Consider the following 18,722-nt stretch of genomic DNA (forward strand, 5'->3'; position numbering starts at 1 on the left):
CCTTCTTTCTTGCCGCCTGTTTCCCGTGTGGGCAGGCGGTATCCCCTGACCGGAGTCTGTTAGTGCCTGACCGTTCTCACCCTTTCCCGGCCTCTCGCGCTCCCATCCTCTCTGCCCTCAGCCTGACCCTTCTTGCGTGGCTGCCCGGCGCTGCCGACGCTCAACCCCTGCTGCGCGACCCCGCCGCGCTGCTGGTGCCTCCGCCCGCCGTGTCCCTCAAGCGGGCCTCTGCCGCCCCCACGCTCCTGATCGTCACCGACGCCCGCCAAACCTCGGCGGCGGTGGCCCGGCGCTACGGCGTGCCCGCAGAGGCCGTCGACCTGTTGCCGACACCGGAGCCGGGCGTGCGGGTGCGCCGCGTCAAACTGCCCGCCGAGCAGGCGGCAGCTGTCCCCGTGCGCCCCGAGTCGGTCATCGACTACACCGTGCGTCCCGGCGAGACCCTCGATCTGGTAGCCCGCCGCCACCGCCTGACGCTGACCGAACTGCTGGGCGTCAATCTGGAGCGCGAAAGCCTGGACGACCTGAAATCCGGCGAAACCGTGCGGATTCCCACCGCCGAAACGGGCGTCCTTGTCCGCATCAAGCCTGGTCAGACCGCCCTGTCCCTGATCGCAGGCTACGGCGCAGACTTGCAGGCCACCGCGCAGGCCAACGGCGTGCTGCCCACCGAACTGGGGGTAGGCGACGAACTGCTTCTGCCCGGCATCCTGGCCGAAGATTTTCACGAGCAACTCGTAGAACGCCGCGAGAACGAGGAAAAAGCCGACGCCGAGGCCCGGATTCTGGCCCAGTACACCCGCTTCACGCAGTGGAAAAAAGACCGCGAACGCGCCCGGCTGGAGGAAAAATACGCCAAGCAGGCCAAATACGAGGCGTACCTTGCCTGGAAGACCAGCCCGGAGCGCCAGCGCAGGATCGCCGCCTACCAGCGTCAGGTGCAATTTGAAGCGGCAGAGGCTGCCCGCCGCACCCGCGAACGGGCAGACCAATTACAAGCATCCCAGCAGCAGACCGCCGCCAACCGCGCCGCTGCCACCACCGCAGCCTCCAGCTCGAACATAGGCCGGGGGGAGGTGGTAGGCCGCGTCACAGCGGGCGGCGGTCTGGGCTGGCCTATGCGTTCCTACCGCATCACCAGCCGCTACGCCGAGCGCGATATTCCCTTCCATCAGCAGGTGTTTCACGGCGGCATCGATCTGGCCGCCCCGACTGGCACGCCCATCTACGCGGCGGCGGGCGGTACGGTGACCCAAAGCGGCTACGGCGCGTATGGCCTGAACGTGTTCACGGCCAGCGGCAATGCCACGCTGGTCTACGGCCACATGAGCCGCACTGCCGTTGCTGCGGGCCAAACCGTGTCTCGCGGCCAACTTATCGGCTACGTGGGCTGTTCCGGCATCTGCACCGGCCCGCACCTGCACTTCGAAATTCGGCTCGGCGGGCAAACGGTTGACCCACTGGCGCTGCTGCCATGACCCAGCCGCACGGGGAAGACGCGGGCCTGCACCTGTTGGTGGTGGACGATGAGGCCCAGATTCTGGAGCTGCTCGACCTGACCCTCACCATGAGCGGCTTCCTCGTGACCACCGCCCGCAGCGGCCCAGACGCCCTAGCTCTGGCCCAGTCGCGGGCCTTCGACGTGATCGTCCTCGACATCCTGATGACCCCTTGGGACGGCTTCGAAACCGTGCGCCAATTGCACGCCGCCCTCGGCCCCGCGCTGCCTCCGGTCGTGTTCCTATCGGGCCTCAACCGCGCCGCACAGGTGCCCGACCTCGGAGACGCCCTGATCGCGGCCTACCTCGTCAAGCCCTTTCGCCCGTCTCAGCTGGTCGAGGTCATCGGTCAGGTGGCCCGCGCCGCCCGAAATCGCCCCTCGGACTGATTTCAACAGACTGACCCCATTTTCGCCCCTCATCTGGCCCTATCATTGGGGTCAGATTTTCTTTACGCTCTGTTCATGACCGATTCTCAGACCGGAACCCCCCAAACTGGAACCCCACAGATCAAGCAGGGCTTTGCCGAAATGTTCAAGGGCGGCGTCATCATGGACGTGGTCACCGCCGATCAGGCCCGCATTGCCGAAGCTGCCGGAGCCACCGCCGTGATGGCCCTTGAGCGCGTGCCTGCCGACATCCGCAAAGACGGCGGCGTAGCCCGCATGAGCGACCCCTCCATGATCAAGGAAATCATCGGCGCAGTCACGATTCCCGTAATGGCCAAGGCCCGCATCGGTCATATCGTGGAAGCCCAGATCTTGCAGGCGCTCGGCGTGGACTTCATCGACGAATCCGAAGTGCTGACCCCCGCCGACGACCAGTTCCACATCCTCAAGCACGGCTTCAAAGTGCCGTTCGTCTGCGGGGCCAAGAACCTCGGAGAGGCCCTGCGCCGCATTGGAGAAGGGGCCTCCATGATCCGCACCAAGGGCGAGGCCGGAACCGGCAACGTGATCGAGGCTGTCCGGCACGCCCGCACCATTTTGGGCGAAATTCGCGCCATCCAGACCCGCCCGCCCGAAGAACTGATGACGGTGGCCCGCGATCTTCAGGCTCCCTACGACCTGATTCAGTACGTTCACGCGCACGGCAAATTGCCCGTCGTCAACTTCGCTGCGGGCGGCATCGCCACCCCCGCCGACGCCGCCCTGATGATGCACCTCGGCCTAGACGGCGTCTTCGTGGGCAGCGGCATCTTCAAGAGCGACAACCCCGAACGCCGCGCCCACGCCATCGTGAAGGCCGTGACCCACTTCGACAACCCCGACATGCTGGCCGAAATCAGCGAAAACCTCGGCGCACCCATGACTGGCATCAATATTGATGACCTGATTCCCGCCGAGCGTCTGGCTTCTCGCGGCTGGTAAGACAGCGGCTGATAAGACAGTCGCCATTTAGCCCCGACTGAACCGAGCAGAGCGAGAAGCGAACAACAGACGTCGCAGTGGAAGTGTAGAGTTTGCCCGGTGTTGGGGCATATTCGGAACGAGAGCGGCGACGTCTGAGGGTCATCTGAATCACCCCACCACTCACCACCCAAACAGGGGAGACGGCCACCACCGCTCTCCCTGTTTCCATGAGGTTTCCCATGACTCAGCCCACACTCGGCGTTCTGGCCCTGCAAGGCGCATTCCGCGAACACCGCCACCGCCTCCAAACGCTCGGCGCACCTGTGAAAGAAGTGCGCCTGCCCGCCGATCTGCGCGGCCTGTCCGGCCTGATCATTCCCGGCGGCGAAAGCACCACGATGGCCCGCCTGATGACCGATTACGTCCTCTGGCAGCCTGTCCGAGACTTTTACGCACGCGGCGGCGCACTCTGGGGCACCTGTGCCGGAGCCATTCTGTTGGCCCGTGACGTGCAGGGCGCACCGCCGCAATTCGGCGTGCAGGACAGCCTGAATCTGATGGATATTCGCGTCCGCCGCAACGCCTTTGGGCGGCAGGTGGATTCCTTCACGACGCCGCTGGCTGTGGCTGGCCTCCAGCAACCCTTTCCCGCCGTCTTTATTCGCGCCCCCGTAATTGAACGCGTGGGCGAGGGCGTAGAGATCTTGGCCGAGCATGACGGCCAAGTCGTCCTCGCCCGCCAAGGCCGCCTCCTCGCCAGTTCATTTCACCCGGAGCTGACGCTTGACCCGCGTCTACACGAGCTTTTCCTCGGTCTGGTCAACGAAACGGTCTTGGAAAGTGTCAGATAGGCAAACAAATTATTCACGAACTAGACTTATCGTGAATGATTTCACTTACCTATTTTCCGCCTTCATCACACCCGTTCGACTGTCCCCGCCAGCCGTGCCCGTTCTGCCGCAAAGGCCATCCGGTGCGAATCCAGCGACTCGGCCAGTGGGATAGGCGGCGCACCTTCACGCCGTAGGTACGCGAGCCACGCGGCCACCAAGCCCACGTCACCGCCGCCGTGATTGCCCGCCGCGTTCACCGCCCAGCGTTCCACTTCACCCGTGCGGAAGTCGTGCAACTCCAATTCGCCCCGCTCCATCTGGCCGCGCAGTTCGCCGTGCGTGCCCAGCAGCTTCAGCGTGCGCGTGTTGTTGTGCGTAAACGCGCTGACCGTGAGCTGGGCGATGACGCCATTGGCAAATGTGACGGTCACGGCCTGATGGTCTGCGACGTTGTTGCCACCGCCGTAGACGCAGCGGCCATACGGGCCATGTGCTAAAGCATCGGCCAATGTGACCCCACCCGCCGTGAGAACCGTGACGGGCCACACCGCCGGGTCGCGCCCCTCGTAGATAGCGCGGGCATCGTAGGGACACTGCACCACCGGGCACGTCACGCAGCGGTCTGTGGCCCCCGCTGGAGCGTCTTCGGGCCGGAAATGATGCAGCCCACCCTCACTGGAGACCCGCAGCGGCGGCGCACCCGCGAACCAGCGCAATAAGTCCAGATCGTGCCCGCTTTTGGCGAGAATGAATGGCGCGGCAGGCGGGCTGGAGTGCCAATTGCCGCGCACGAACGAATGCGCGTAATGCCAGTACGCCACGTTTTCAGCATGCTGAATGCCCACCAAGCGCCCGAGTCGCCCCGAATCCAGCACGGCCCGTATTGCTCCGAAAAAGGCGGTGGCCCGCAGCACATGGCACACCGTCACCCGTCCAGCAGACGCCGCTTCTGCCGCCAGCAACAGGTCTAAATCGGATTCCTGCAAGCAGATGGGTTTTTCCAACAGCACGTCGTAGCCGAGCGCGAGCGCTTGCAGGCACGGCCCCACATGCGCGTCGTCAGGTGTGGCGATCACCAGTGCATCGGCTACCCGCCCCAGTGCAAAAAAGGCGTCGGTATCGGCAAAACAGGCACCCGCACCCAGCCCATGCCGCGCGGCGACTTCGGCCAACCGCGCGGGCCGGGGGTCAATCAGGTGGGTGACCTGTGCGCCCTGTGCGGCCAAATGCCGGGCGTAGACATCCGCGCCCCGATTGCCGCAGCCGAGAATGGCGATGGTTGGGACGGAATTCATGACTGATCCAATTCGTAAAACAGCGATTCCCCATCCACCCAGCGGCTCAGCCAGTCGTGCAACGACTCTGCTTGCCACAAGATCGACTCTGCTGCACCCGTTAAATCCTCAGTGTCAGCCAACACCGAGAAATCAAAGATGCCGACCCGTCCATCTTTCAAGTTCAGGATCGAGCTGACGTTACATCCCCAATAGGCCAAAAAAAGCAGCTGGCGCGGCCAACCATCCGGAGAGCAGTCGCGCATCCACTGGACGCTGCTGGTTTCCAATTCCGTCACAGATAAGCTCAGGTTTTGGTTCTCTGGCACGAGGAGCGGATAGAAACCGTATCCCGGCCCCCAATCACCGTTCCCAAGTTCAGTCAGAACACGCGCCAAGAGTGCAGGAACTGGCATCTCCAATTCTTGGACGGCGGCCTGCACATCTGCGGCAGTGAGGGGCGTGCCGACCTTCGCATCCTTCACTTCATCGGCGGCGTGATGGGCTATTCGTGTCCGCAACGCATCCAGCAATTCATCCTCACTCACGCCCGCGTCACGCCCCAGCCTATGCCAGTCGGCCTTCCCACCGTTCCGGCCTGCCAGTCCAGCCCCGTGTAAGGGTCGTCAGCCAGCAGCAACGCCCCGTCCAAGTCGGCCCAGTCGCACGCGCCTGCCAACTGTGCCGCCGCCGAGATGCCCAGCGAACTTTCGATCATGCAGCCCATCATGACCTGTAGGCCGTGCGTGCGGGCCAACCTCAGCGCGTGTAGGGCTTGCAACGGCCCCCCCAGTTTCGCCAATTTCAGGTTCACGCCGTCAAAGGCCGCCGCCAAAGCAGGCACATCCGAGACAGAGTGCAGGCTCTCGTCGGCCACGATGGGCACGTGGGACACCGCCCGCAGCGCGGCGTGCCCCTCCAAATCCGCCGCCGCGAGGGGCTGCTCTACAAACTCCACGCGGGCCGCGTCCAGCACGCCCAGCATCCGTTTCGCCTGCGGGCGCGTCCACGCGGCGTTGGCATCCACCCGCAGGGCCACGTTCGGCGCTTCTTCGCGCAACGCTTCCACGATCTGCTCATCGCGCTCTGTGCCCAACTTGACCTTCAAAATCCCGTGCCCGCGCCCTACGGCTTCCCGCGCCTGCCGCCGCATCTCGGGCAAGTCGGCCAAACTGACCGTGTAACTGCTTTCGGGAATGGGAGCGGGGGAGAGGCCCAGCAGCCGCCCCACCGGAAGCTCCACCCGCCGGGCGCACCACTCCAGTACGGCCATTTCCAGCGCACATTTGGCACTCGGATGGTGAAACGGCATCAACGCGGTGAGGCGGGCATGCAGGCCGTCCCAGTCCCACAAATCGTCAGAAACGGCCCCGGCCAGCAGCGGCAGCACCGCTTCCACCGTAGCACGCGTTTCGCCGTAAAAGGCGTTGGGTGCGGCTTCGCCCTGCCCGGTCACGCCCTCGTGCGTCAGGCTGACGAAGGTGCGCGGATACACCGAATGCGTCCAGCGGGCAATGCCGAACGGCTGCGCGGTGTGGAGTTCCAGTGTTTCCCAAGAGAGGGTCTCCCAAGTCAGGTTCAAGCCGTCCACCGCCCGAACCCGGTGCAACTCGCCGCCAGCCGCGTGCCGTAGTCGCCTTCCCCGAACGTTTCCACCGTCACCCGCATGTGCGTGGCGTTGGCGTGGAGCATGCGCCGCTCATCCAGCATGATGCCCACATGACCGGGAAAAAACGCCAGATCTCCGCGCGTCGGCTCGGTCACTGCCGTCAGTGCCTCTTGCTGCAAATCAGCATCACGCGGCAAGGCCCGGCCAACCGCCGCATACGCCACCTGCGACAGCCCCGAACAGTCCAGTCCCCACGCAGAGCGGCCCCCCCACACATACGGAACCTCTAAAAAACGCAGCGCGAAGTCGGCCAGATCACCCTCTGAAACAGGCAAAAAGCACACCGCCTGCACCCACGCCGCCGCGCCGTCCGGCAGCAGCACAGGCCGCCAGACCCGGCCCCCCTCGGTCACATTCTCGCCGCTGCCCTGTACCACTGCCGCCCCAAAACACAGCTCGGCCATGATGGGCGCACTGACCTTCGGGCGGGCATACGCATGGGCACGTAAAGCTGTGACCGTCAGCGTTTCTCCGGTGGGCAACCCGTCCAGCACCCCGTCCGCCCGCACCCAGCCCGGATAGCCGTCGTGCCCAGTCTTAACCCACGACCAGTCTCCCTCCCGGTGCAGCACCGACAGCGGCTCTCCCGGCAGGGCCTCACTCACCTGCTCGGCCCCTGCATCCGGCGCGGCCCGCAGGCTCAGGCGGGCATTCCCGGCCCAGCGCGCTCGCGGCGTCAGCCAGTGCCAATCCCCGCCTTCCAACTGGCCCTGCAAGCCTGTTTCGGCCAAGCGGCGTTCGGGGTCATAGGCGTGCAGGCGCGTGTCTAAGGGAGGTGCAGCAGTCATGGCCCCAGCCTAGAGCATAGGCGCGGTGAGGAGATGACCCCTCCCGGCTTCTACAGATACTGCGTCATCCACCGCGCCCAGTTTTCCCCCAGCACCCCGGCCCGCACCTCTGGGGGCAGCACGTCCGCACTGCCCGGCACATCGCGGTAGCTGTCCACCCCCGCCGGGCACTTTTCCTGCCCGAATCCGCCGTCCAGATCGGTGCCGAGGGCAACACGGTTCCACCCGATCAGGCCCGCATAGTGCGCGGCGTGGGCGGCCAACCCGCTCAGCGGGGCACGTTCGTCGCCGTCTTGCCAGCCCGCCCCAATAAAGCGTGAATGGTAGACCAGCCCGGTCACGCCGTCCTTCTCGGCAATGGCGCGGGCCATGTCGTCGGTCAGGTGTCTGTTTCCGGCCACGATGGAACGGCTGTTGGCGTGTGTGGCGATCATCCTCGGGTGCAACTCTGCGGCGTCCCAGAAGCTGGCATCGTCCAGATGCGAGGCGTCCAACGCTATGCCCAGCGACGCCATCGCCCCCACCAGTTCCCGCCCCGCCGCCGTGAGAGGGCCGGGCGCTTCCGTGCCGCCCGCGTACCGGGTACGCCCCCACGCCGGGCCGATGACCCGCACGCCCGCCGCTGCCCAAAACGCCAGATCATCCACATCCCGCACCGGGTCAGCACCTTCCATCAGCAGGACGACACCAGGGGGTGCGCCCTCCAGTGCCAGATGTGCCGCCACCTCCGCGCCCGTTCTCAGGAGCCGCAGCTGCCCGCCGTCTTCCCAGCGCCGATACTGCTCCAGTTGCCCCAATGCCTGCCGCCGTGCCCCGGCGTGACCCTCGTACCCGTCCGGGCTCTCGGCGGTTTTGGGCAAGGCAAACAGCGTCCCGAAGCACACGCGCAGGCCCGCCGCCCCCAGCTCCGAAAATGTCACGGTGGCCGTTTCGCCCGCCACCGGATCAGCGCGCCGCAAGTCTGCCAGCGATAAGGTCAAGTCCCGTCCCAGCGCGGCATTGAACGCCAAGTCCAGATGTCCGTCGATCAGCACCCGTTCATCCCGTCAGTCATAGATCAGCCATTCTAGCCGCCGTCCCCTAGACTGCCCCCTGTGGGCAATCCTCTGTTTGAATTCGCCATCCTCGTGCTGCTGCTGCTCGTCAACGGGTTGTTCTCCGGCTCCGAACTGGGCGTCATGTCGGCCCGCAAGTCGCGCCTGCAAGCTCAGGCCGCTTCCGGACAGCGCCGCGCCGCGCAAGCCCTCGATCTGGCCGAGCGCCCCGGCGTCTTCCTCGCCACCGTTCAGATCGGCATTACCCTGATCGGCACCATCAGCGCCATCTTCGCGGGCGGCAGTCTGACTGGGCCTTTTACGGCGGCGCTGCGGCCCTTGCTGGGCGACGCTGCCGATACAGTCGCTTCGGTGGCCGTCATCCTGCTGGTCACGTTCTTGTCCCTGGTGCTGGGCGAGCTGGCCCCCAAAAGCATCGCCCTGCGAAATCCCGAAGCCCTCGCCGTCCGGGTGGCCCCCCTTTTTCAGGTGCTGTCACGGGTGGCGCGGCCCGTGGTGTGGCTGCTGGAAACCACCACGCGGGGGCTGCTGTGGCTGGCCGGGTTGCGCGGAGAACCCCAAGAACGGATTACGGAAGAAGACGTGCGCGCCCTGATGGTTCAGGCCACCGAGAGCGGCAGTTTGGAAGACGTGGAAACCGAGCGGATCGAGCGCGTCCTGCGCTTCAATGACCGCCGCGCCCGCGAACTGATGACGCCCTGGCTGGACGTGGTGACCCTCGACGCCCGGCTGTCTCTGGAAGCGCTGGTGGATCAGGTGTTGGCCCATCCGCACGATCATTACCCGGTGGTGGACGCACGCGGCGAGGTGATAGGCCAACTGGACGTGGTGGACATCCTGCGCGCGGTGCAAACCGGAGAAGCCCTCACGGACTTGCTGCGCCCGGTGGTCTTCATTCCCGAAACCGCCTGGGCCGAAGATGTCCTGAGCCGCCTGACCAGAGAAGGCCTGCGCCGCCTCGCTGTGGCTGTCGATGAATACGGCACGTCGTCGGGGCTACTGACCTCCACCGACCTGCTGACCGAACTGGCCGGAACAGACGCGCCGGGCGATGACCTGATCGTGCGCCGGGACGACGGCTCGTTTCTGGTCGACGGCGGCCTGCCCATGCACATCCTGCGCCAGACCCTGCCCTTGCCGCAGCAAGACCGGGAAGACTTCAGTACGCTGGCCGGATACGTCCTCGAAGCGCTGGGCGAATTTCCGCAGGTGGGCGCGGTGGCCGAAGTCGGCGGCTGGACGTTGGAAGTGGTGGACGTGGACGGCCCGCGCCTCGACCGAATCCTGATCGTGCCGCCGCAGCCCTGAGAGTGTGGTGCAGGCTTCCCCGAATCTTGACCCTCGGCCCGCCTGACCCCCCGGAACGCTATGCTGCCCCGCGTGCGCTCCCTCGAGTTCCGGTACGGTCAGGCTACGCTGCGTTACGACGCGACAGGTCAGGGCGAACCGATGGTGCTGATTCACGGCCTCAGCGGTTCGAGCCGCTGGTGGCGGCGCAATGTGCCCGTGTTCTCGCAGTCTCACCGCGTCTACGTCCTCGATCTCGCTGGCTACGGCGGCGCGCGGCGGCAGCGTTCCCTCGGCGTGCGCGAAGACGCGGCCCTGATCGCGGCGTGGCTGGACAACCAGAATCTGGAACAGGTAACCCTGATCGGCCATAGCATGGGCGGACACATCGCCCTGCGCGTGGCGGCCCTGCGCCCCGGACGGGTGAATAACCTCGTGCTGGCCTGTGCCAGCGGCCTACTGGACGGGCATCCGGTGCGGGTGGCGCTCAAGCTGCCGCGCGCCGTCATCACCGGGCGGCCCTCCTTCGTGCCGCGCATTCTGCTGGACGCCGCCCGCGCTGGCCTGCCCAACATGTGGCGCAGTACCCTGCATTTGCTGGGAGACAACGTGCTGGACGTGTTGCCCGCCCTGAATGCCCGAACACTGGTCATCTGGGGTGCCCGCGACGCGCTGGTTCCGGCCCGGCTGGGACGCGCCCTAGCCGCCGCCGTTCCCGGCGCACGCTACGAAGAAATCGCGGGGGCAGGCCACGTGGTCATGGTGGACGCGCCGGAGCGCTTCAACGCGCTGGTGCTGGACTTCCTGCGTCAGGGTCAGCCCGCGTGACCAAATCTGCTGCAACCTCACCGCTCGGAACATCCCACTTTACCCGCGTGAACGGCCTGCAGACCCACGCTTGGGTACGCGGCGACGGCCCCCCGCTGGTGCTGGTGCCGGGGCTGGGCTGCGCGTCGTGGATGTATGTGCGCGTGTCGCGCGAACTGGCCCGCGAGCGCACCGTGTACGTGTACGACCCGCCCGGACACGGCTTCAGCAAGGGCCGCCGCGACTACCCACGCAATATGGAAGACCTGACCGATCATCTGGCCGAGTGGCTGGTCGAGTGCGGCCTGAACTGCGCGCCCCTGTTCGGGCATTCGCTGGGCGGCGAGGTCATCTTTGATCTGGCGGCCCGCTATCCCACCTGCACGTCGGCGCTGATCGCCTGCGCCCCCACCGGCATTCCCGAAAATCCCAGCGTGACCATGCAACTCCTGCGCCTGCTGCGTGACCTGCCCCGCGAGCGCTTGCCCCTGCTGTTGCCCGCCCTGAGCGCCTATTCCACCAGCGGCTTCGGCCTGATGCTGCGGCTCGCCAGCGACCAGAGCCAGCACGATACCGGGCCGCTCCTGCCCGCCGTGCAGGTGCCGACCTTGCTGCTCGACGGCGACGCCGATCCGGTGATTCAGTCGTGGACGGTGCGCGAAATTCGCCGCGCCATTCCCGGAGCCGTCGTGCGAACCGTGCCCGGCGGCACCCATGCCCTGACCGATTCTCACCCCAAGACGGTGGCCCGTTACACGCTGGATTTCTTGCGGCGGGTCGAAGCGGGCCAATCGCAAGAGCCAGCCGCTCTATGTGAGCCGTGAACGCCAAGCCAAATCGGTTTTGACGCAATCCTATTGCTTTGGCTGATCCGTCTAGGCACATCGACGCAACCCCGTTGCTAGAGTTGCCCCACGCAATGCTACACTCAGTCAAATGTTCGAGGACACCCACGACCACCACGTACTCCTGACGCCCGGCCCCACCCCGATTCATCCCCGCGCCCAACAAGCCCTGATGCGCGGAATGCTGGGCCACATGGATCCCGAAGTCTTCGCCCTGAACCGCGAAATTCAGGCCGACTTGCGCGTGATGTACGGCACGGAACCCGAAGCCTTCACCGCGCTGCTGGCGGGTACGGGCAGCCTCGGCATGGAAGCGGGTTTTGCGAATCTGGTAGAAAAGGGCGACGAAATTCTGGTCTGCGCCAACGGCAGCTTCGGGCGGCGCATGGCCGAAATGGCGGCCCGTTACGGCGCTCACGTGCGGCTGGTGACGGCCCCGCTGGGTGAAGCCATCAAGCCAGAAGACGTGGCCGCGCACCTTGACGGCGTAGCGATGGTGGCCGTCGTTCACGGCGAAACCAGTACGGGCGTGCTGAATCCTGTGCCCGAAATTGCCAGGCTGGTACGCGGCAGCGGCGTGCTGCTCACGGTAGACGCCGTGACGACGGCTGGAATGGAACCCTTCCATATGCAGGACTGGGGCGTGGATTACGCCTACACGGGTGCACAGAAATGCTTGTCGGCCCCGCCCGGACTCGCGCCCATTGCCATCAGCGAACGCGCCTTTGCCCGCTACGCCGCCCGCCGCACGCCCACGCCGCTGTGGTACTGCGACTTCGAGGGCCTGCGCGACTACTGGGTGGAGCATACCTACCATCACACTATCCCCGTGAACTTGCACTACGCCTTTCACGCCGCCCTGCAAGCCGCATTGGAAGAAGGCCTAGACGCCCGAAAACTGCGCGTGCAGCAGCTTGGGCAGGTCATCACCCGCACCCTCGCGCCGCTTGGATTTTCACACTATGTGCGCCGCCCCGAAGACCGCCTGCCCACCGTACTGGCCCTGCGCCTGCCGACTGGCATGGATGACAGCGCCGTGCGCTTGGCACTCCGCGCCCGCGAAATCAGCGTGACAGGCGGCCTCGGCCCCACCGCTGGCGTGATCTGGCGCTTGGGCTTGATGGGAGAAGCCGCCCGCCCCGCGCCGTACCGCGCCCTGATGGTGGCCCTGCAAGACTTGCTCGGCGCTCCCGGTCTGGTGGCCCGCTACGAAGAAGAACTGGAAGCGGCGGGCTTGGTGGGGGAGAAGCAAAGCGTGCTGGTCTAGATTTCAAACCACAAGAAAGAGGCGTCTGCACACGCGGACGCCTCTTTCTTCTTTTCCCACTGCCTACATTTTCCCCGTGCGAATCACATCCGCGATCACAGGCGGCAGGTTCCACGCCATGATGTCGAAGGCGCTGGACGCGAAATCATACGTGACCTTGTGCAGCGACACTTTCGGGCGGCGGCCCACGCAGTCCACAATCGCCACATCCGCGCCGGGTTCGTGGTTCAGACTCAGGCCCACGCTGCCCGGATCGAGAAAAGTGGTGTCTCCGATGACGCGCACGAACGGCACGTGCGAACCGCCCACCACGATCACGCGGGCGCTGAGGGTATCGGCCAAAGCTTCGAGATCCCGCTCCTGCGCCATCAGGTCTATCCGGTCTTCGGGATTGTGCGGCGAACCGTGAAAAAAGCGCACCCGGCCCACCGGAGTCATGATCCGGCCACCGGGCGGCAGACGGCGCAGGTAGTCATTCTGCTCTGGCGTCAGCATTTTGCGCGTCCACGTCAGCACCTGATCGGCCACGCCCTTGCGCTCGGCGCGCTCGCCCAGTTCCATAGACACGCGCATATCGCTGCTGCCGAGACCGGTGGCCCAGCCCTCGCGCCGCACAAAGTCGATAACGGGGCCGGGCGAAGCGCCGTAGCCCACCAGATCACCCACCACGATCACCTGATTGACAATATTTTCCGACAAAAACCGCTTCACGGAAGTCAGCGCGTGAATGTTGGCGTGCAGGTCACTGATAAACGCGATTCTCAAGGTTTGTTTATCCTAGCAGCCCAGCGGCGCGGCGCAGCAGCAAACCCCCCAACAGGGGATGCCCTATCCGTTCATCAACGTGTCGTTCATCAATGCCCCCGCATACCGCGCCGCCGAGCGGTTGTAGCGCGGCAAGGTGCGGGCCAACGCCGTGAGTGCCACCGCCAAGCCTTCCCGTTCGCGCCCCAAGTCGGCCAGCGTGAGGGCCAGAAACGTCGCCACTGCTCCGTCCAACTCATCGGAGGGCTGGCCCGCTTCGGCCGTCAACAACGCTAAGGCTTCCTCGGCCTGCCCCAAATTCCGGAGCGAACTCGCCCACTGAATCACCGCCCGGCGTCGGCGCTCGCCCACGAGTCCAGCGGCCAGCGCTTCCCGGTACAGCGCGGAGGCTTGCTCCGGATGTCCGGTGGAATCGAAGGCCGCACCGCGCTCAAACAGGCTTTCCGCCGGAGGCATTCGCGCCGTCAACAGTTCCATCTGCGCCACAAAGTCCGGGCCACTCACGTTGTCCAGCGTGGCCCACAAGGCGGCCAAGTCATCTTCCCAAGCAGCGGTCATGCCCCAGTGTGCCGCATGCCCTGCAAGATGCTCACCCGCGCCCGCTTTACAATGACCCGGTGCGTGTCTCGCCCTCCTTGCCCACCATCCTGCTCGCCGTGCTGCTCGGAGTCCTGCTGGCCCTCTGCGGATTGCCGCTGGGCTGGAGCTTTCTCAGTTTTTTGCCGCTGGCCGCGCTGCTGGCGTTTGCCGCTCAGGGCCAAAGCGCACGCGACGTGGCGGGCCGCGCTTTCTGGGCAGGAAGTGCCTACAGCGCCGTACACCTGTGGTGGCTCACCGCGTTTTTAGGCAAGCTGTTCGGTTTTCCGCCCGCTGGCGTGCTGGCCTTCGCCCTGTTTGCCCTAGAAGGTGCGTTTTTGGCGGGCATGGCGTGGCTGGTGGGCCGCCTACTCCGGTCACCGGGTGCGCGGGTGTGGGGGCTGGCAGGCGGCTGGGTGGTGCTGGAATGGCTGCGCTTCCTCGGCCCGCCCGCCTTTCCGTGGCCCACGCTGGGCTATACGCTCTTGCCCACACCCGCCATTCAGATTGCCGACCTCGGCGGCGTGCTGCTGGGCAGTGTGCTGGTGGCGGCGACGGCTGCGGCGCTGGCGTGCTTTGTGGGCACCGTGCGCCAGCGGGGAGAAGGATGGGGGAGACGCCGCCCGCTGGGGTTGATGGCGGTGGCTTGGGCCTTGGCGCTGGTCTACGGCCTGACCCGCACGGCGGGCACGGGGCCAGAAACCCCGATGTTGCTGCTCAGAACCACCATCGATTCCTTTGACCGCGCCTCCCGCCGCCTGAGTGTGCAGGAGCAGTTCGAGTTGCAGGCCAACCTGACCCGCGCCAACCGCCGCCCTGAAGAAGTGGTGGTCTGGAGCGAAAGCAGCGTCTTAGACCCGGCCCTGCTGCCCGCCGTGCCCGCTGCGGGAATTTACGGCGTGAGTCAGATGGAACCCCGCCGCAACTCGGTTCGCGCATGGGACGGCGGCAGCGTCACCTCCGAAACCGACAAGGCCCGCCCCGTCCCCTTTGGTGAATACTTTCCCTTCCGGGAAGCCCTCGCCCCAGCTTGGAGCCAGATCGAGCGCATCATCGGCATCGGGCTGGAAAGTGTACCGCCCGCTCAAACCCTGAATACCCTCCAACTGAACGGTGTTCAGTACGGCGCATATGTCTGCTACGATTCCGTGTTTCCGTGGGTGGCCCGCGTGCTGGTGGGCAAAGGCGCAGAAGTGTTGGTCAACGTCTCCAATGACGGCTGGTACGACGGCTGGGGGGTGCAGCAACACTTCATGATGGGCCGAGTGCGGGCCATAGAAACCCGGCGCTATGTGGTACGGAGCGTGAACTTCGGGATCGCCGCCGAAATTGATGATCTGGGGCGGCCCCGGCAAACGCTGGAATCTGGCGAAGGCGTCCTGCATGCCCGTCCGTTGCGCTTGACCGGGCAAACCCTGTTCGTGCGCTTGGGCGACTGGCTGGCGCTGGGGTTGGCTGGGCTGATGCTGGCGTTCGCGGGGCTGGCGGATCGGCGCTATCGGCGGAGATTGTAAGCGCAAGTCATGCAAGCTCTGAACTGAAGCGCTCGCTGACAAAGCTGCTGGTATTTTCCCCCTCAAATGACATTCGGCGGCCCTTCACGGCCTTCCTGTGGGCTTGTTAGATTTTTGCTGTGTAGGACGGCGTTTGCAGCTATTCATCATTCAGAGGGTGACACTCAAAGCTAATTGCTTCTAGTCGCCGTTGATAAGGCTTGTTATCATCGGGCGGTATGTCCGACACGCCGACAGCTGCCCCCGTCCTGTACTCCGGTGATCGCCTGACCCAAGCCCGCGCTTTTGCAGGACTGACCGACGAAGCCTTGCGCGTGCGGGCCATTCGCGCGGCCCGTGACAAGGACGCCGAAGACCTCTGGGCGCTCACGCTCGCCTGCCTGAGCAGCGACACCAGCGCGGGCGTGCGCGTCAGCCCCCATACCTTGCGGGCCTATAAAACGGGTGTGAAGGTGCTCCTAGAGCATGCCTGCACCCACGCGTGGAACCTCACGCATCCGGGCCGCCGCGAACCCGCGCTGTATGTGGCGAGCCTCAGTGCATCGGGTCTGAAACCGGCCACCGTACAGGCCCGTGTGGCTGCGGCCTGCGCCCTGTACCGCGCCCTGCGTTGGGCCGGGGCCACCGACGCCGATCCGTTTGGCGACGTGAAACGCCCCAAAGACCGCACCAAAGGCATCGTGAAAAATCCTCCATACCGCGCTGATTTTGTGCAGGCCATGCTGGCTGAGGCTGACGCGCAGGAAGCAGTGCTGGTGCTGCTGCTCACGCACGCGGGCCTGCGGATCGCTGAGGCGTTGGCGGTGGAGTGGGGCAACATCGATTTGCGGCGCAGGCGGCTGTTGGTGGCGCACGGCAAGGGCGACAAGGCGCGGATCGTGCCGCTGAGTGCCAAGTTGCGGGAAGCCTTGGAAGCTCTGAAGGCCGAAACGGTGTCCACGCCCACCAGTCGCCTGTTCTCCTTCTCGGCGTATTCCAGCGCCTACGAGCGGCTGCAAAAGCTGGCGCTAAAATGCGGGCGCGAGCATGAGTTCCGGGGCTTCCACGCAGGGCGCAAGTACGCGGGCACGCAGCTGTACGCCGCCGTCAAAGACTTTACGCGGGTGGCCGGATTCTTGGGCCACGAACAGGTGGATACCACGCGCCGCTACGTGGAATTGCCGGAAGACGATCTAGATGAGGTGATGGAGGGGTTTGTTTGATCGGGGTCTTCCCCATCGGGTTAGACACTCCACCACGTCGCGCTTCGGCTGTGGCCTTAGACTAGCCCCAGCAACCGACAACGCCGTCTCATTTATTCTGGAGGAGCCATGACCGCCCAACCCAATCTCAGCAAGCAGGCAATCCCCCCCAAATCTGGCGAACCGATCATCAAGGCCGTCGATGTGCACAAGCATTTCGGCTCTTTTCATGCCCTGCGAGGCGTGAATATGTCGGTGCAGTCCGGGGAAGTGGTGGTCATCATCGGGCCGTCCGGCAGCGGCAAATCCACCTTTATTCGCACCATCAACCGTCTAGAGGCGCACGATCAGGGCACCATCGTAGTAGACGGAATGGAACTCAAAGACGGGCAGAATCTGGACGCTATTCGGCGGGAAGTGGGCATGGTGTTTCAGAGCTTCAACCTGTTTCCCCATTTGACCGTGCTGCAAAACGTGTCGCTGGCCCCCATTCGGGTACGCAAGCAGCCCAAAGCGCAGGCGGAGGCGCGGGCGATGGAGCTGCTGACGCGGGTGGGCATCGAGGAACAAGCCTACAAATACCCCGCGCAATTGTCGGGTGGGCAGCAGCAACGTGTCGCTATTGCCCGCGCCCTCGCCATGGATCCCAAAGTCATGCTGTTCGACGAACCGACTTCAGCCCTCGATCCCGAGATGATCAAAGAAGTGCTGGACGTGATGAAGGGGCTGGCAGGCAGCGGCATGACCATGCTGTGTGTAACGCACGAAATGGGCTTCGCGCGGGAAGTGGCAGACCGCTTGGTCTTCTTCGATCAGGGCAACATCGTGGAAGATACGACTCCGGAGCAGTTTTACAACAACCCTCAGCACGAGCGGGCCAAAGCGTTTTTGAGCAAGGTACTGGGTCACTGAGGGCGGCTCTGAGCTACAAAATAACAGCCGGGGCACAAAGCTTCCGGCTGTTTATCCTTATCCCACCTACCGCTTCTACGTATCCAAGTCCGCCTTCTTGGCCGCCGTCAAAAACCGGATCGCCCCCGGCAGAATCCGCGCCGTGAAGGGCGTCGTTTCCTCGTGCAGTTCGCCGTCGTATTGCAGTGGGAAGGGTTCCTCGGCCACCACAGTCACTTCTTTGGCTTCGATGGTTTCCAGATTGCCGCTGAACAGGGGATCGCCCAGATTCAGCTTGGCGCGCACAGAGTCGATCAGGTTGGGTACGAGGCGCATGATGTTGCCTGCCTTCATCAGCACCACCGTGAAGCGGCCATCGCTGGGGCTGATGTCGCTGGTGATCGGCAGGCGGTAATTGGCCATGCCGAAGTTCGCCACCATCACGCCGATGCCTTCAAACTCGCGTTTTTGGCCGTCCAGCACAAGATGGAAGGTGGTCTTTTTGGGATTCAGCTGCTTCATGGCGCTCATGACGTAGGCCATCGCGCCAAACTTTTCCTTCAGTTCCTCGGAGTCGCGGATCATGGCGGCGTCGGCCCCGGCTCCGGCCAGCATGGCAAAACCGTACTTCTGCTCTTTGACCTCGATCTCTCCCAGATCCACCCGCACGGCGTGTGCGCCCGCCACCACCTGCGCGAGTGCCAGTGGCGCACGGGGCAAGTCCAGATTCTGCGCGATCAGGTTGGCCGTTCCCGCCGGATACGCCAGCAGCGGCACATTCTTGTAGCGGCTGGCATAGGCGAGGCTGCTGACCGTGCCGTCACCGCCCGCGCCCACCACCACATCAAACGACGCGATGTCTTCTACATAGCTGCTCATGGGCCTGTCAGGCACGAGTTCGCGCTCGGTAACCTGTGCCCCGGCATCCTTCAGAAACGCGATAAACGCGGGCAAATCGCTGTCGCCTTGGCCGCTTTTGGGGTTGAAGACGACCATCACCCGCTTGCCAGCAAGGGGAGCGAGGGTGGCCTGATCTGCGTCAGAAAGTGCTGTGAACAATGCAGCAGTGGGGGGGGTGATTTGACCGGTCATACAAGGCTCATTAGACTGCCCGCACGG

19 protein-coding genes are annotated in these 18,722 nt (G+C 64.8%); 11 read left to right on the forward strand and 8 right to left on the reverse strand.

The genetic code is table 11. The features are described 5' to 3' along the window. Positions 1-62: 62 nt before the first annotated feature. From SU48_RS07140 to pdxT, 4 genes are all read left to right on the forward strand, one after another. A complete protein-coding gene (locus SU48_RS07140; protein WP_231881554.1) occupies positions 63-1,478 on the forward strand; it encodes a peptidoglycan DD-metalloendopeptidase family protein in 1,416 nt (471 codons plus the stop codon). Continuing rightward, positions 1,475-1,888 (forward strand): response regulator, encoded by a 414-nt coding sequence (locus SU48_RS07145; RefSeq protein WP_082869707.1) that lies wholly within the window; start codon positions 1,475-1,477, stop codon positions 1,886-1,888. Before SU48_RS07140 ends, SU48_RS07145 begins: the two co-directional genes overlap by 4 nt. A gap of 75 nt (positions 1,889-1,963) precedes the next feature. Beyond that, complete coding sequence (gene pdxS / locus SU48_RS07150; protein WP_064014649.1) at positions 1,964-2,869, forward strand: pyridoxal 5'-phosphate synthase lyase subunit PdxS; 906 nt, start codon at positions 1,964-1,966, stop codon at positions 2,867-2,869. Between the two features lie 221 nt (positions 2,870-3,090). Beyond that, entirely contained in the window at positions 3,091-3,702 is a 612-nt protein-coding gene (gene pdxT, locus SU48_RS07155; protein ID WP_064014650.1) for a pyridoxal 5'-phosphate synthase glutaminase subunit PdxT, read from the forward strand. A 65-nt stretch (positions 3,703-3,767) separates the two neighbouring features. Here the strand turns inward: pdxT and SU48_RS07160 are convergent, their stop codons facing one another. The 5 genes from SU48_RS07160 to SU48_RS07180 are packed head-to-tail and all read right to left on the reverse strand — an operon-like array spanning position 3,768 to position 8,449. Next, positions 3,768-4,979 (reverse strand): Gfo/Idh/MocA family protein, encoded by a 1,212-nt coding sequence (locus SU48_RS07160; RefSeq protein ID WP_064014651.1) that lies wholly within the window; start codon positions 4,977-4,979, stop codon positions 3,768-3,770. After that, complete coding sequence (locus tag SU48_RS07165; protein WP_064014652.1) at positions 4,976-5,506, reverse strand: hypothetical protein; 531 nt, start codon at positions 5,504-5,506, stop codon at positions 4,976-4,978. Before SU48_RS07165 ends, SU48_RS07160 begins: the two co-directional genes overlap by 4 nt. Further along, entirely contained in the window at positions 5,503-6,567 is a 1,065-nt protein-coding gene (locus SU48_RS07170) for a dipeptide epimerase (protein WP_407919256.1), read from the reverse strand. The genes SU48_RS07165 and SU48_RS07170 overlap by 4 nt, the downstream gene beginning before the upstream one ends. Then, complete coding sequence (locus SU48_RS07175) at positions 6,537-7,415, reverse strand: C40 family peptidase (protein ID WP_064014654.1); 879 nt, start codon at positions 7,413-7,415, stop codon at positions 6,537-6,539. The genes SU48_RS07170 and SU48_RS07175 overlap by 31 nt, the downstream gene beginning before the upstream one ends. Before the next feature lie 50 nt (positions 7,416-7,465). Beyond that, positions 7,466-8,449: a dipeptidase gene (locus SU48_RS07180; protein ID WP_064014655.1), complete on the reverse strand. Its 984-nt coding sequence runs from the start codon at positions 8,447-8,449 to the stop codon at positions 7,466-7,468. 60 nt (positions 8,450-8,509) lie between these two features. On the opposite strand from SU48_RS07180, the gene SU48_RS07185 reads away from it, so the two are divergent. The 4 genes from SU48_RS07185 to SU48_RS07200 all read left to right on the forward strand — a co-directional run bounded on the left by SU48_RS07185 (position 8,510) and on the right by SU48_RS07200 (position 12,676). Continuing rightward, a complete protein-coding gene (locus SU48_RS07185; RefSeq protein WP_082869708.1) occupies positions 8,510-9,778 on the forward strand; it encodes a hemolysin family protein in 1,269 nt (422 codons plus the stop codon). Between the two features lie 60 nt (positions 9,779-9,838). Then, a complete protein-coding gene (locus tag SU48_RS07190) occupies positions 9,839-10,585 on the forward strand; it encodes an alpha/beta fold hydrolase (protein WP_064014656.1) in 747 nt (248 codons plus the stop codon). 47 nt (positions 10,586-10,632) lie between these two features. Continuing rightward, positions 10,633-11,388, forward strand: coding sequence for an alpha/beta fold hydrolase (locus tag SU48_RS07195; RefSeq protein ID WP_082869709.1), 756 nt, complete (start codon positions 10,633-10,635; stop codon positions 11,386-11,388). Positions 11,389-11,500: 112 nt separating this feature from the next. Beyond that, positions 11,501-12,676 carry an alanine--glyoxylate aminotransferase family protein gene (locus SU48_RS07200; protein ID WP_064014658.1) on the forward strand — a complete coding sequence of 392 codons (1,176 nt, stop codon included), beginning with the start codon at positions 11,501-11,503 and terminating at the stop codon, positions 12,674-12,676. A 63-nt stretch (positions 12,677-12,739) separates the two neighbouring features. Here the strand turns inward: SU48_RS07200 and SU48_RS07205 are convergent, their stop codons facing one another. Continuing rightward, on the reverse strand, positions 12,740-13,441 hold the full coding sequence (locus SU48_RS07205; RefSeq protein WP_064014659.1) for a metallophosphoesterase family protein: 702 nt from the start codon (positions 13,439-13,441) through the stop codon (positions 12,740-12,742). Between the two features lie 63 nt (positions 13,442-13,504). Beyond that, positions 13,505-13,999 carry a tetratricopeptide repeat protein gene (locus tag SU48_RS07210; protein WP_064014660.1) on the reverse strand — a complete coding sequence of 165 codons (495 nt, stop codon included), beginning with the start codon at positions 13,997-13,999 and terminating at the stop codon, positions 13,505-13,507. Positions 14,000-14,058: 59 nt separating this feature from the next. On the opposite strand from SU48_RS07210, the gene lnt reads away from it, so the two are divergent. From lnt to SU48_RS07225, 3 genes are all read left to right on the forward strand, one after another. Further along, on the forward strand, positions 14,059-15,531 hold the full coding sequence (lnt, locus tag SU48_RS07215) for an apolipoprotein N-acyltransferase (protein WP_231881555.1): 1,473 nt from the start codon (positions 14,059-14,061) through the stop codon (positions 15,529-15,531). 218 nt (positions 15,532-15,749) lie between these two features. Further along, positions 15,750-16,733: a tyrosine-type recombinase/integrase gene (locus tag SU48_RS07220; protein ID WP_064014661.1), complete on the forward strand. Its 984-nt coding sequence runs from the start codon at positions 15,750-15,752 to the stop codon at positions 16,731-16,733. 108 nt (positions 16,734-16,841) lie between these two features. Then, a complete protein-coding gene (locus SU48_RS07225) occupies positions 16,842-17,624 on the forward strand; it encodes an amino acid ABC transporter ATP-binding protein (RefSeq protein ID WP_064014662.1) in 783 nt (260 codons plus the stop codon). A 75-nt stretch (positions 17,625-17,699) separates the two neighbouring features. Here the strand turns inward: SU48_RS07225 and SU48_RS07230 are convergent, their stop codons facing one another. Further along, entirely contained in the window at positions 17,700-18,695 is a 996-nt protein-coding gene (locus SU48_RS07230; protein WP_407919257.1) for a diacylglycerol/lipid kinase family protein, read from the reverse strand. Between the last annotated feature and the right edge of the window lie 27 nt (positions 18,696-18,722).

The organism is Deinococcus puniceus (assembly GCF_001644565.1).
In the GTDB taxonomy this organism is placed as follows: domain Bacteria; phylum Deinococcota; class Deinococci; order Deinococcales; family Deinococcaceae; genus Deinococcus; species Deinococcus puniceus.

Bases quoted from the DNA above. Each gene is read 5' to 3' on its own strand.
- SU48_RS07145 (WP_082869707.1), top strand. From the start codon at position 1,475: ATGACCCAGCCGCACGGGGAAGACGCGGGCCTGCACCTGTTGGTGGTG.
- pdxS (WP_064014649.1), top strand. From the start codon at position 1,964: ATGACCGATTCTCAGACCGGAACCCCCCAAACTGGAACCCCACAGATC.
- pdxT (WP_064014650.1), top strand. From the start codon at position 3,091: ATGACTCAGCCCACACTCGGCGTTCTGGCCCTGCAAGGCGCATTCCGC.
- SU48_RS07160 (WP_064014651.1), bottom strand. From the start codon at position 4,979: ATGAATTCCGTCCCAACCATCGCCATTCTCGGCTGCGGCAATCGGGGC.
- SU48_RS07175 (WP_064014654.1), bottom strand. From the start codon at position 7,415: ATGACTGCTGCACCTCCCTTAGACACGCGCCTGCACGCCTATGACCCC.
- SU48_RS07190 (WP_064014656.1), top strand. From the start codon at position 9,839: ATGCTGCCCCGCGTGCGCTCCCTCGAGTTCCGGTACGGTCAGGCTACG.
- SU48_RS07200 (WP_064014658.1), top strand. From the start codon at position 11,501: ATGTTCGAGGACACCCACGACCACCACGTACTCCTGACGCCCGGCCCC.
- SU48_RS07210 (WP_064014660.1), bottom strand. From the start codon at position 13,999: ATGACCGCTGCTTGGGAAGATGACTTGGCCGCCTTGTGGGCCACGCTG.
- SU48_RS07220 (WP_064014661.1), top strand. From the start codon at position 15,750: ATGTCCGACACGCCGACAGCTGCCCCCGTCCTGTACTCCGGTGATCGC.
- SU48_RS07225 (WP_064014662.1), top strand. From the start codon at position 16,842: ATGACCGCCCAACCCAATCTCAGCAAGCAGGCAATCCCCCCCAAATCT.
- SU48_RS07230 (WP_407919257.1), bottom strand. From the start codon at position 18,695: ATGACCGGTCAAATCACCCCCCCCACTGCTGCATTGTTCACAGCACTT.